The organism is Microcoleus sp. N3A4, from assembly GCF_036701805.1.
In the GTDB taxonomy this organism is placed as follows: Bacteria; Cyanobacteriota; Cyanobacteriia; order Cyanobacteriales; family Microcoleaceae; genus Microcoleus.
On record NZ_JAUBRJ010000089.1, the window covers coordinates 17,584 to 28,887 of the forward strand.

Annotated in this window: 13 protein-coding genes and 1 riboswitch; of the genes, 2 read left to right on the plus strand and 11 right to left on the minus strand. The window is 45.3% G+C overall.

Features of this window, described 5'->3' with window-relative positions:
• Nucleotides 1–18: 18 nt before the first annotated feature.
• From QUA56_RS32375 to QUA56_RS32390, 4 genes are all read right to left on the minus strand, one after another.
• Nucleotides 19–2,211 carry a tetratricopeptide repeat protein gene (locus QUA56_RS32375; RefSeq protein ID WP_333366820.1) on the minus strand — a complete coding sequence of 731 codons (2,193 nt, stop codon included), beginning with the start codon at nucleotides 2,209–2,211 and terminating at the stop codon, nucleotides 19–21.
• A 422-nt stretch (nucleotides 2,212–2,633) separates the two neighbouring features.
• On the minus strand, nucleotides 2,634–2,801 hold the full coding sequence (gene psb34 / locus QUA56_RS32380; RefSeq protein ID WP_015177107.1) for a photosystem II assembly protein Psb34: 168 nt from the start codon (nucleotides 2,799–2,801) through the stop codon (nucleotides 2,634–2,636).
• A gap of 69 nt (nucleotides 2,802–2,870) precedes the next feature.
• Nucleotides 2,871–3,902 (minus strand): thiazole synthase, encoded by a 1,032-nt coding sequence (locus tag QUA56_RS32385; RefSeq protein ID WP_333366823.1) that lies wholly within the window; start codon nucleotides 3,900–3,902, stop codon nucleotides 2,871–2,873.
• Nucleotides 3,877–4,395, minus strand: coding sequence for a CdiA C-terminal domain-containing protein (locus QUA56_RS32390; protein ID WP_333366825.1), 519 nt, complete (start codon nucleotides 4,393–4,395; stop codon nucleotides 3,877–3,879). The genes QUA56_RS32385 and QUA56_RS32390 overlap by 26 nt, the downstream gene beginning before the upstream one ends.
• A gap of 45 nt (nucleotides 4,396–4,440) precedes the next feature.
• On the opposite strand from QUA56_RS32390, the gene QUA56_RS32395 reads away from it, so the two are divergent.
• Nucleotides 4,441–5,142 (plus strand): Crp/Fnr family transcriptional regulator, encoded by a 702-nt coding sequence (locus QUA56_RS32395; protein ID WP_333366828.1) that lies wholly within the window; start codon nucleotides 4,441–4,443, stop codon nucleotides 5,140–5,142.
• 341 nt (nucleotides 5,143–5,483) lie between these two features.
• On the opposite strand, the gene QUA56_RS32400 is transcribed toward QUA56_RS32395, so the two are convergent.
• The 7 genes from QUA56_RS32400 to QUA56_RS32430 form a co-directional block, all read right to left on the minus strand.
• Entirely contained in the window at nucleotides 5,484–5,816 is a 333-nt protein-coding gene (locus QUA56_RS32400) for a cupin domain-containing protein (protein ID WP_333366831.1), read from the minus strand.
• A 100-nt stretch (nucleotides 5,817–5,916) separates the two neighbouring features.
• The gene (locus tag QUA56_RS32405; protein ID WP_333366834.1) at nucleotides 5,917–6,696 is read right to left on the minus strand and encodes a methyltransferase domain-containing protein; all 780 of its coding nucleotides are present in this window, start codon (nucleotides 6,694–6,696) and stop codon (nucleotides 5,917–5,919) included.
• A gap of 229 nt (nucleotides 6,697–6,925) precedes the next feature.
• Nucleotides 6,926–7,918: a methyltransferase domain-containing protein gene (locus QUA56_RS32410; RefSeq protein WP_333366837.1), complete on the minus strand. Its 993-nt coding sequence runs from the start codon at nucleotides 7,916–7,918 to the stop codon at nucleotides 6,926–6,928.
• Nucleotides 7,915–8,124 carry a hypothetical protein gene (locus tag QUA56_RS32415; RefSeq protein ID WP_333366839.1) on the minus strand — a complete coding sequence of 70 codons (210 nt, stop codon included), beginning with the start codon at nucleotides 8,122–8,124 and terminating at the stop codon, nucleotides 7,915–7,917. Before QUA56_RS32415 ends, QUA56_RS32410 begins: the two co-directional genes overlap by 4 nt.
• 242 nt (nucleotides 8,125–8,366) lie before the next feature.
• A complete protein-coding gene (locus tag QUA56_RS32420) occupies nucleotides 8,367–9,479 on the minus strand; it encodes a fatty acid desaturase (RefSeq protein WP_333366842.1) in 1,113 nt (370 codons plus the stop codon).
• Nucleotides 9,480–9,627: 148 nt separating this feature from the next.
• Complete coding sequence (locus QUA56_RS32425) at nucleotides 9,628–10,080, minus strand: hypothetical protein (protein WP_333366844.1); 453 nt, start codon at nucleotides 10,078–10,080, stop codon at nucleotides 9,628–9,630.
• Nucleotides 10,070–10,252 carry a hypothetical protein gene (locus QUA56_RS32430; protein WP_333366847.1) on the minus strand — a complete coding sequence of 61 codons (183 nt, stop codon included), beginning with the start codon at nucleotides 10,250–10,252 and terminating at the stop codon, nucleotides 10,070–10,072. Before QUA56_RS32430 ends, QUA56_RS32425 begins: the two co-directional genes overlap by 11 nt.
• A gap of 307 nt (nucleotides 10,253–10,559) precedes the next feature.
• Nucleotides 10,560–10,704, minus strand: a riboswitch (cobalamin riboswitch).
• A 127-nt stretch (nucleotides 10,705–10,831) separates the two neighbouring features.
• Here QUA56_RS32430 and QUA56_RS32435 point away from each other — a divergent pair.
• The gene (locus QUA56_RS32435; RefSeq protein ID WP_333366850.1) at nucleotides 10,832–10,996 is read left to right on the plus strand and encodes a hypothetical protein; all 165 of its coding nucleotides are present in this window, start codon (nucleotides 10,832–10,834) and stop codon (nucleotides 10,994–10,996) included.
• Nucleotides 10,997–11,304: the final 308 nt, after the last annotated feature.

Here is an 11,304-nt window from a genome sequence, read left to right on the forward strand (position 1 = left end):
TAATAGTTATAGCCATATTTATAGCCTACGCAAGATTTCAGGCAATAAATCTCCGGGAACTTTGGATAAGGCTAAATTTTGGCCTGGCAGCCCACATTCACTATAGAAAGCTCTAATCGTTTTGACAATATAGCTCAATGCTGTTTGTCGCGAATCAGCAGCTTGGGAGTTGGCTGGGGCTTGCAGGTTGAGTTTATCCCCATATGTTAACCCTTTGTCCTTGAGATGTTGTCCCCATTCGGCGGCGCACACTTGCAACTGGTGGTGCAGTGCTGCTTCTAGATGGCTTGTCTGTGCGGCTTTGTTGACCCCGAAATCTGCGTCTGTGGCTAGTTGATAGTGGGCTAGTCCGAGATTGTTGCGGGCGGCCAAGGCGTCAAATGTAAGTTGGGTTCGATCGAGCTTTCCGGCGATATCCAAGGCGGCTTCGTAGGCGGTAATCGCCTGCTGCAATGATTCCGTCCGGGCTTGTTTCTGCTGAAACTTCGCCAAATGCCAATAAGCGGTACCCAGATTGTTGTAGGTGGCGGCTGCTGCTGCGGGTACTAATTCTCGGGTGCGGTATTTCAATGCTTCGCGGTAGGCCTCAATCGCCCTAACTAGCAGGGGTTCTGAGGGTTCGTGCTGGGCGAGGTTCCAGCAGGCGGTACCGAGGTTGTTTTGCACTCCGGCATAGTTGAGGGGTTCTCGTTCGGGACTGTAGCAGGAGAGGGCTTGGGCGTAAGCTGCGATCGCGCTTTTGAGATATGCGATCGGCTCACCGTCTTGGGCTAAATTCCAGTATGCTGTCGCCAAATTATTCTGAGCAGCAGCGTACTGCTGGGGTTCCAGGGCGGGGTCTAGATCCAGCAGCGCTTGTTGGTAAGCTGCAACTGCTTGCTGCAAGTTCTCTGTCTTGTCTCGATAGCGGGCTAAATCTGCCGAGGCGATTCCCAAATTTTTGTTTAATCTAACGCGGGTTTGGGGTACGGTTTCGGCATCTGTTCGGTTCAAACCTTCAAGGTAGAGGGCGATGCTGCGTTCGAGGCAGGATACCGGATCTGAGGCGTTATGCTGCGTGCGATCGCGCGACAGCATCCAGTAGAAAGTGCCGAGATCGTTGAGCAGATCGGAAATTGGCGGTAGGCTGTAGGACTGTTGGGCGTACTGAGTTAAATTTTGTGTCAATTCGGAAATCAGCAGGGCGCATTCCTCAGTTAATGGTGGATTTTGCTGCGAGTTGGCGTCGAGTTCGAGGTACGCGATCACTTGTTCGATCGCGCGAATGGCGATTGTCAGGTTTTGCTCTGAAGCGTCTCCGCCCAGAATGCGATCGCGGTAGTAATTTCCCAAACTGTGATAAGCCAAAGCCAATGCTTCGCAACAGCACTGATGTTCTTGCAGCAGTTCGATGTATTGCAGGGCTTGCAGCGGCAGAAAATTGTCCTCTGATTCGGCATTATTTTCTGCTTCCAATTCCTCAGAGGAGGCCGCTGCTAGCACCAAATCTGCCAGTTCGACGGATTTAGAATCGGGAATCGGGAATTGGGAATCGGGAATTGGGAATTGTTTGTGGGGAGTAGGGGATTGTTCGGACAAAGAAGATATTAAAAGTTTGTCGCCGGAGTCTCCCTTGTCCCGCAAGTTTCCCAAGTTTCCGGAGTTATCGAAGTCCTCAAAGTGCCCGAAGTCTCCCTTAGCTGGAGTTGGTTCGCCTTCAAACTCAAAGACTCCGGTTCGCCAGTGCCAAAATTCCGGGGCCGACTGCTCGATCGAACTCAGCCAGGGGCGCGACACCCACAGCAACAGAGTAGACTCGCACATTTGCAGGTGTGCTTCGATGTCCCTCAAATAGCTCAGGAACGACCACTGCACGGCTGCTGAGTGCCTGGTCAGGTGTTCTGCCCCGAGAATTTGAAATCCCGGCAAAGGGCTGTAGCTGCCCCTGTTTTGAGGCGGTGGATGTTGGGTCAGCCACGCGGCGATCGAACCCCAAGGATTTGGATCGCTCAAGTCGAGTTCCAAACTGACAAATCGGGGGTAGTCGATCGGGGAGCCTGCGCTCTCTGAGCCTAATTCTGTCTGCAAGCGGGCTGCCAGACAGTCCCGCAAGCACAAGTCGTCGCAGGCGGCAATAAAAATTTGACGGCGTAAATTGAGGTCGATCGCCTGTTTCAAGCGTTGGTAGATCAGCTTGTTCGAGCTAGAAACTTTTTGGGAAGGAATAGACATCACGGTCAGCCGATTTTTGATTTTTGATTGTAGATTTTGGATTGTAGATTGTAGATTTTGAATTGTAGAGTTGAGAGTTAAAATCTCGATCGCTCATAACTCGCAACTAAGCCCCGAAGGCAGTCAATCGCACCGATGATGACCAAAGGATTGTAGATTTTCTATTGGCAATTTTATGTTTGTGACGAACCCGTCTGATTAATTGCAACCCAAATCCCTGAAGCCGACAGCAGAGAGGAAAAACCCAAATTTCTGTTTGTCTTATTTAACTTTCCAGCTCGCTCGGTACGCTTCAGGATTGTCACAACTACCTGCTTTGTATTGAAACACAAAAACCATGTTTCCATTGGTTGGAAAACATGGTTTGTGGAAGAATTATTTTAAATTGTGATTTGAAGCAGCTTTGAGTGTCAGGGCAGTTTTCAGACTGAGGCCGCCACAAACACCAAACCGGCCACTAACATAGCTGCTGCAATACCCATGATGATGTAGTTGCGTTGCTGATTTTTGTTGGGAGGTACGGCTTCATACACCTTCGGCTCTTTAGCAAAGTTGTTCAGGCGTCCATCGTCATCTTTGATGTAAGGCATCAGTCACAATCCTTAATATTTTTGATGTTTACAACTGTACCAAAAAAGCGCCCAGGAAAATTCGGGAATTTATTTTGAGGTGACAGTACCTGTTTGGGGGGAAGAGGCGATCGCATAATCCTTGACGGGCATCCTACCTGCTAAGTACGCGATCCGCCCCGCTTCTGCTGCCATTCCCATTGCTTTTGCCATTGCGGGGGAATTTTGGGCATTGGCGATCGCCGAATTAATCAACAGTGCATCGGCTCCCATTTCCATTGCTCGGGCAGCTTCGCTGGGCGTTCCGATCCCCGCATCGACTACCACAGGAATATTCACCGTGTCAATAATTATTTGAATGTTGGCGGCATTGTTGATCCCTTGTCCCGAACCTATGGGCGAACCTAAAGGCATGACTGTCGCACAACCGACTTCTTCTAGGCGTTTTGCCAGCAGGGGATCGGCATTGATGTAAGGCAAAACGGCAAAACCTTCTTTAACTAATTTTTCTGCTGCTTCCAAAGTGCCGATCGGATCTGGCAGCAAATATTTAGCATCGGGAATCACTTCTAATTTGACAAAATTATTGTCTTCTTGCCCTAAAAGTTTCGCCATTTCCCGGCCCAAACGAGCTACTCTAATAGCCTCATCCGCAGTTTGACAACCGGCAGTATTTGGCAGCATCCAAATTTTAGTCCAATCCAGAGCCTCTGCCAATCCTTCATGCCCCGGAGCATTTGTTTGCACTCGCCGCACCGCGACGGTAACAATTTCGCACCTGCTAGCGTTGACACTTTGCTGCATTTCTGCAATGCTGCGATATTTTCCCGTCCCCGTCATCAAGCGAGAATGAAAAGTTTTGCCTGCGATAATTAGAGGCTTGTCTAAAGGTGGCGTTGCCGTATCTACTGGATAGCCAAAAATACTGTATTCAAGTGCTTCTTCCCACTGTTGTCTGCCTCCCATCATCTCTTCAAGCAGCCAACCTTCTTTGATAGTTAGATCGTCGCGGGTAACAGCATATAAAATTTGCCCTAGAGTAATTAGTTTAGCATCTCGCGGCATATTATTTTTCAACCCGCACTCTACAATTTCTTTAAATTCGCTGAAATGGTCTTCCATTTTGCCAGTCTTCCCTTGTAATGATTTGAATTTGTTTGCTCTTGGCAACAAAAATTATTTGTTGAATCTGGTTTTGGGTATCCCAAAACAGACCTTGTTTCATGCCAGCGTTGATTTTCCAGACATCGTAATTTTCTCGGTTGATGTGAAAAATAACTACTGATGCACCTTGACTTTTTGCCCTGCTGATTCCTTCTTGAACTCGATATCTGATGTTCCTCGTAGATTCTGTTAACTCCTTAAATTCGCAAATCTGACCGTCTATCTCAGCATCGGGCGTTCTCAAACCCTCTGCTGCTTTTTCGCTCAACAGTGTAACTCTCTTTCCTATTTTAGCCAAAACTTCAGCGACAAAACTTTCCGAATTATTAAGATTGTGTTGTTGGTGAATTAGCACAAATCCGCCAGCTATCTCATCAAAATAATGCTGCCGATATTCTGGTTCTGCATTTTCATAGATGGCTTTGCTTGTCTCGATATATTCTGAATTCACCGTTACTATATTCTCAATGGACTCGGCTCGCGTAGAGTTAAATGTATGAAAGCAACTGTTGAGCAACTGGCTCAAATTGGGATATTTGCCAGCTTAAACCGAACTGAATTAGAGCGATTGCAAGAACATACAGCAATTCGGACGTACCGACAGGGAGAAGTTGTGATGTATGAGGGCGATCGCATCCCCGAAAAATTATACACTCTTTTGAGCGGTTCTCTGCGGGTTGCAAAAACAGCAGCGGCGGGCAAAGAAACAATTCTCCGCACTTTATTTCAGGGAGATATTTTTGCTGCACCTGCTTTGCTAGGCAACGGCATTGCCCCCGCAACGGTGACGGCAGAAACTGACGTGCAAGTTCTTACCACAGAACGGGAAGTTTTGCTAGCAGCAATTCGGGAAAATCCCGAGATTGCTTTGCGAATATTGGCGGTTTTCAACCAGCGGTTGCAGCAACTGCACGAGACTGTGCACGGTTTGGTGTCGGAAAGGGCGATCGTCCGTTTGGCCCGATTTATTCATTATTTTTGTCTTGAAGAAGGCACAAAGATTAAGGATAATAATGTATTTTTAGAAAAACGTTTTCCCTATTATCAAATTGCTCGCAGCATTGGGATTACCTACGAAGAATGCGTGCGGCTGTTTAAGAAACTCAAGCCGTTTGTATCCTACAGTCGAGGCGGTAAAATTATTGTATTAGACTGGAAAAAATTGGAAGATATCGCCTCGGGAGAAGAAATAGACTAAATGTTAAAACCCCAATTACAGCATATTCCATGTATATGCGGTACACACAATAAGAGTCGTAAGTAAGGTGCGTCGCCACGCATCAATCTGCAAGTTCCATTGAACCTGCTCCGCAGCGACGCACCCTACATAACACGTACCGCACAATATAGCTTTATAGTGTACTTCACGAACCACCGAATATGCTGTATTATTGGGGCGGGTTTCACAAACAATATTTGACTGCAACTCACTATCTATATAAACCCGCCCCCGACAGTGAATCGGGGCGGATTTATGAGATTATTGATTTTAGGCAATTAGGGTTGGTCAAACTTGCCCCTACAGCAATATTGCGGGAATTAATTGACTTCAGAAAGTGTCAAGATAAACGCCAAATTTTCTTCAGCTTTCAAAGCGTGAATAGCTTTAGCGGGCATGAAAACAAACATCCCCGGTTCTAAAACAATATCCTTGCCTTCCAGAGTCAAAATACCCTTTCCTTCAAGCACATTAACTGTGGCATTACGTGACGAAGTGTGTTCGGAAATTTCCGTTCCTGCGGCCAGACAAAATAAACTGTACTGACAATTATTGTCTTTGAATAAAATTTTGTTCAGCACTCCGGCGGGATATTCAATTGCGTCTCGGAGTTGGATTGCTGAAGATTGTAGCTGTAAAAGAGTAGCAGTCATAGTTTTTGACACTCAATTAATTTGGTCACAAGCCCCCGGGTTTATCGGTGGCTTCACTTTCTTCAATCGAAAATCGAAAATCGAAAATCGATTGACTTCGTTAAGATTGTTTTTTTGCAGAGATAACGATGTAGCCTAGATCCTGTTGATAATGCTGAAAAACTCGACGCATTGCTAATATGCGATCGCGAATTTGCGATCGGCTTAATATATTCCACAAAATCCGCACAGTACCCACAAACCCTTCATCTTCAACCATGCGCCGCAAGTTGAGGAGTCCCATCGCCCCGGTTTGACACTTTTCTACTTGCAAACCCGCGTTTTGGCAAACAGCAATCCAGCCCGACTCAGACAAAGGCGTTGAATTAACCCGAATCACTTCCGATAAAGCTTTGTGAATTTCAGATTCTCGGTTTCTCGCTAACAATTCGTGAGAGAGAAACTTGCCCCCGGGCTTTAGCCGATCGCAAATTCCCGATACAATTTTAGCTTTCCCCGACGGCGACTGCATTGTCAGGATAGCTTCAGCCAACACCCAATCAAACTGTTGGGAAATCCGATCCAAGTGCCAAATATCTCCTTCCACAATTTCCACTCGATCGCTCAAACCGGCTGCTGCAACATTAGCACGAGCGCGGGCCACACTGTCGGGATTTTTCTCAACTCCCACTACTTTTACGCCAAAACGTTCAGCAAGGGCGATCGAACTATATCCAAAACTAGCAGCCAACTCCAAAACAGTCTCCCCTGGCTGAAAATCCGCCCATTCAAATAACTGTTCCGTAGCAAATTGTCCCCCCGGCCTCAGCATTTTCTTGCCAGCCGCTGCCAGCACTTCATGTCCCGGTGCATTCTTTAAATTGAGAGCAGTATCGGTCATTAAATTGACCTCCTATTTAATCTTACTCTCAGCTTGCCAAATTATCCTAAATCTTTCTATGATCTAGCTCATATTCAACTTATTGTAAGGTGCGTCTACCTCCTGTATTTTTACAGTTATCCCAAAGATTTAAAGAGGCTGACGCACCTACAAGATCGGGAATCATATCATGTCCGCCGATCGACACTTATGACAGTTTTTGATTGTCAACAATGCTTTCAAACCATCGCTAAACACCCGTCATCGTTTTAGTAGAACTTGCTGCTTTTAATTCTGCCGCCGAATTTGCTCGGAGTGCGCGGAACATCCCAAAGCGACAAAGCCCCGCACCAAAGGCTAATCGCATTAGTAAAAGAGTCGGTACTTCTCGCAGAGACTTGATGAAACCCGATACACCAAAACTTACTAATCCTGCAGGTCTAGCGATACCTTGCCAGATAGAATCTATCCAGGAAGGAAGGGTTTCTTGCGTCCAATCTGCGGTGGTTACAGCGCCCTCCACAAACCCCGTTTCTTCTAAAAGTTCTGAAAAGCCCTCAATGCTTGAGAAAGCCGGATGCGACCACTGATCCAGGAGTTGCTGCATTACTGGTTTCTCCCAAAAATTGAGCGGGATTTCGCGATCGTCTCTTTGATTCCAGTCAGCCACAACCAGTACGCCACCAGGCTTGAGCACCCTCATCAACTCTTTGGCGAAAACAGCTTTATCTGGCATATGGGGCCCAGCTTCGATCGACCAAACCACATCAAAACTCGCATCTGGAAACGAAAGTGCCATAGCATCATCCAGCCGAAACTGCAGATCGAGTTCTGGGGGAGTTAATTCTTGAGCGCGTTTAACTTGTTGCGGGCTGATAGTAATTCCAGTGACTGCGAACCGATAATCCCGTGCCAGAATGCGGCTGCTTCCCCCAATTCCACAGCCAACATCTAGAACAGTAGTGCCAGCAGGTAATCGATCTAAGCCTCCCCAGCGCACCATTTCATGCACAAAATCGGATTTGGCTGTGAGGAAATCTTTCCGCTGTGGCGGCGAACCGTAATGACCTAAGTGGATATGTTCGCCCCAGTAATATTCCAGAATGCCGTCTTCCGTCCAATCGTCGTAGGAATTGGCCACAGAGTTAGATGATTGATAAGGGCGAGCCGTGATTAGATAGACCGCAATGGCGATCGCCAGTAGTGCAAACAGAAGTCCAATTACAACAAAAAATAAATTCATTTTTTACCTTCTCTCCAGAGCAGAATGTAGGCTGAAATTCCCGATCCAAGTCGGGCGAGTGCATGATTGCAAGCAACTGAAACTAAACGATAAAACCAAAATGCTTCTTGTTTTTGCTCAATTAATTGAGTTGCCATAGCTGCTTTCTCAAATGGGTGAATTGCTGTTGGGATTTTTCCACTTCGATGTAGATAAGTTTTTAACATTTTTTTCGTGTAGGTAAGCAGGCAAGCACATAAAAACACAGTCTTTTGTAGGGGCGGATTTAGCTAACGATCGCGAGACACAAGCGAGTAGAGGAATGCAAAACCCGCCCCACCCATCTAATGTTTATTTGTAACCACCTACTTAACTCGGAAAGTTCCGGTTGAAATTTATCCCGCTAGCTGCACCCCTAATTATAGCATTTGGGCGATCGAAAAACACCGAAATTTATTGCAATCCGGTTTTAATTAGCTACATGGCTGAATTGATTTTCTGGTTTTTGAAATAATTCAATCGATTGCAGACTATCGGAAGCAGCATCCCAAAGAATGAATTTGAAGCAGTCAGGAATATCGCGAATTGTCAGTATTTTTGAATTAGCAAGCAGGTGAATATTAGCCTTGTGACAAGCATGAAGATTGTAGTTAGGTATTCGCTCCGAGAGATGATGAATATTGTGGTAAGCAATATCAGCCGAAAACCAATTGAGAATAGTTGGTAATTTTAGGTAACTACTGCCTTCAATTGCGCCCATAAGATAGTCCCAACCCTCTGCTTTATGAGCATAAGAACCCTCAAAATTATGCTGGACAAAGAAAATGCAGATAAATATCGCTGCCGAACAGGTCATGACAATTGAGTAAACACTCCAGAAAAAGCCAAAGCCTAGTAAGTTGCTGAGATAAATCCAGCTACCAACAACACAAATATTGTTGAAGAGTAAATCCCAAAACTCAGCCGTGGTATACCAATGTTTGGATTTATAAGAAGCAATGATTGCAGATAAACCCATGCCAAAATCTTGATTGAGACCAGCAAAAATATGTCCGATAAAACCACTAATTCCCAATAGCAGCGCGAATCTCGGCTTAATAATTAGATAGTAAAAACCACCGGGAAACAGCATCAACGGGTGTCTGAGTAACTGATACATCTTTTGACTAAATGGACTTAGCGCCGCAAATTGTTCGGTGGATATCAACGCCGAAGGGCCTCGATACATATCCCAATTACCATTATGTTTGTGGTGATAAGCGTGTCCCCTCGACCAGGGGTACTGAGGAATCGCATTGATAATACCTAGCAGAAAACCCACTATGCGATTGACTTTTTTGGAACTAAAAAGAGAATAGTGCCCGCAATCGTGCATCAAAGAGAAACAACGTCCTGAAAAAAGTGTCATCAACACCATTATCGGCGGAAGAAGGAATACAGAAATGGCAGCCGCTTTAAATGCTAAAAACCATAATAATGTATAAGGAATCACTGTATTGAGTATTTGGCAAGTAGCTTTGAAATTGTTGCTCTTCATATAAGGAGTTAGCACAAAATCCGACTTGGCGATCGCGCTTTTCATTCAGTATGTCTGTGGTGTGTGGATAAGTGCTTAGCTTAGCATCAGGAGATGGTGGCTATTTTTGGCATTGTTTTGTTGCAGGTAATTGGGTCAATTGTGGTTGAAATTCAGCCCGTGCTTTACAAACCTGCTGATAATATTGAGTTCATTAGCTCCTCCTTTGGGTTGTCTCGAAAAGCTGAAATTCATCCCAGCGTAGACGTACTTGCTCGTAACAAGCAGCAGGAGGAATTGCTAAACGTTGCAGCAAATCGATTTCTATTTGACCGTCACCTGTTAGCAAAATAATAATTTCTTGGGTGGGATTGTATGTCGCAATGATTTGAAGCAAATTTGAGATAGCGGATGACTCTATTGACCGTCGTTGCAGATAATCAGCGACTGATAATTCAGTGATAAATTGCAAGTGATACCGAACCGTATCAACTTGCCAATTTACAGGGGTATTGACGGGCAGATTTACATCACAAACCACCATACCTCGACCGACGGTTAAAAATCCATTCCAAGCTGTGTATCCAATGGTCAGCATATTTTGGTGTACGAACAGATTCTGCCAATACCCAAAGCTACCTTGCCGCTTGTTATCTTCAACTCGCATCGGCTTCCTCACGCAACACTTTAGCATATTTCACCATATTTTTCAGCGCGGGAACAGTCTGCAATAAAGCATCTGTCTCTAATTTCCCAATCGAAAATGCTTCCAGGGCTTTCTTGACTTCCCGGTTTTTACCAATCCGAGGATATTCCAATGTCTCAGCTAGAATCGTCATAACTCAACTTAACTTCAATGATTAAATTTGTGAAAATTGACAGCAAAAATATACTGAGGCTGAGTTAAAACCCTTACAAAGTATGATGATTTGCTCGTAAAGTAGCGACAGACTACAGCGAAATATTTAGCGATTGGTGGACGATCGTCTAGTATTCACAGTCACGAAAAAACTATTACCTGATTGAAAATCTATCAGGAATCAGCGAAATCTAATCTATATCGTTCTAAGTCAATAGATCGATCGCCATCACAGATCAATTTTGAGAATGCTGAATTAACCATCATCTATGCCTCGTAGACGAAAAAGAACAGGTTTGCGATCGGCGGGCCTTCTGACTGAGAGACTCTATAATCTCATCACAGTTGCGGGACAGCGCCGGAGTTACACCGGACTTTCCCCGTTTCTTCCAACGCTTGCTTTTTGTTGGAACCGATTTTTGCACATTTATGAGGTTATCACAATTCTGGCTTGTTGGCAGAAAAAACTGTGAAGCCTGTCGGCAGCCGAACAAATCGCTGCACCGGAACGCATGAATTAGACGGGTTGGCGGCAAAGGCGATCGGCGTTTGGTGAGGTATGCCACTCTTGTGGCTTGCATCGTCTGCGGCACACTTTACCGTTCCACAAGGGTTCAATTCTGAACTCGATCGCAGGTTCAAAAGTTGGGCGACTCCCGAAAACTTTTTATTTGCGGGCTATATGGGCGATCGACAAGATTGCAAAAGTCATAAACTATCTTGATAGGCATCTGCGTCGATCTGTGTTTATCTGCCTTTTATCTGCGGTCGATCTATCAATCTAAAAATTCATGCAAGAGGTCCGATCGTCCAGAACTATAAATGATACTATACGGCAAGTCGCAGACACAGGAAAATCTTGATAATTTGCTTGAGTAGAATGTGACACAACACAAAATAGGCGGTAGTTTTGGGTTAGATCGGGTGTTCTGCATTTGCAAGTTAACGCTCAGTTATAGCTGGTAAAAGTATAGTCATTTATAGGCATGGGAGGCTTCAAGTCCCTCCCCCTTCACTTTTACTTTGAGCGGA

Coding starts and splice junctions, on each gene's coding strand:
- QUA56_RS32435 (WP_333366850.1), top strand. CDS start 10,832: ATGCCACTCTTGTGGCTTGCATCGTCTGCGGCACACTTTACCGTTCCA.
- QUA56_RS32430 (WP_333366847.1), bottom strand. CDS start 10,252: ATGACGATTCTAGCTGAGACATTGGAATATCCTCGGATTGGTAAAAAC.
- QUA56_RS32385 (WP_333366823.1), bottom strand. CDS start 3,902: ATGGAAGACCATTTCAGCGAATTTAAAGAAATTGTAGAGTGCGGGTTG.
- QUA56_RS32405 (WP_333366834.1), bottom strand. CDS start 6,696: ATGACCGATACTGCTCTCAATTTAAAGAATGCACCGGGACATGAAGTG.
- psb34 (WP_015177107.1), bottom strand. CDS start 2,801: ATGCCTTACATCAAAGATGACGATGGACGCCTGAACAACTTTGCTAAA.
- QUA56_RS32395 (WP_333366828.1), top strand. CDS start 4,441: ATGAAAGCAACTGTTGAGCAACTGGCTCAAATTGGGATATTTGCCAGC.
- QUA56_RS32410 (WP_333366837.1), bottom strand. CDS start 7,918: ATGAATTTATTTTTTGTTGTAATTGGACTTCTGTTTGCACTACTGGCG.
- QUA56_RS32420 (WP_333366842.1), bottom strand. CDS start 9,479: ATGAAAAGCGCGATCGCCAAGTCGGATTTTGTGCTAACTCCTTATATG.
- QUA56_RS32425 (WP_333366844.1), bottom strand. CDS start 10,080: ATGCGAGTTGAAGATAACAAGCGGCAAGGTAGCTTTGGGTATTGGCAG.
- QUA56_RS32400 (WP_333366831.1), bottom strand. CDS start 5,816: ATGACTGCTACTCTTTTACAGCTACAATCTTCAGCAATCCAACTCCGA.
- QUA56_RS32375 (WP_333366820.1), bottom strand. CDS start 2,211: ATGTCTATTCCTTCCCAAAAAGTTTCTAGCTCGAACAAGCTGATCTAC.
- QUA56_RS32415 (WP_333366839.1), bottom strand. CDS start 8,124: ATGTTAAAAACTTATCTACATCGAAGTGGAAAAATCCCAACAGCAATT.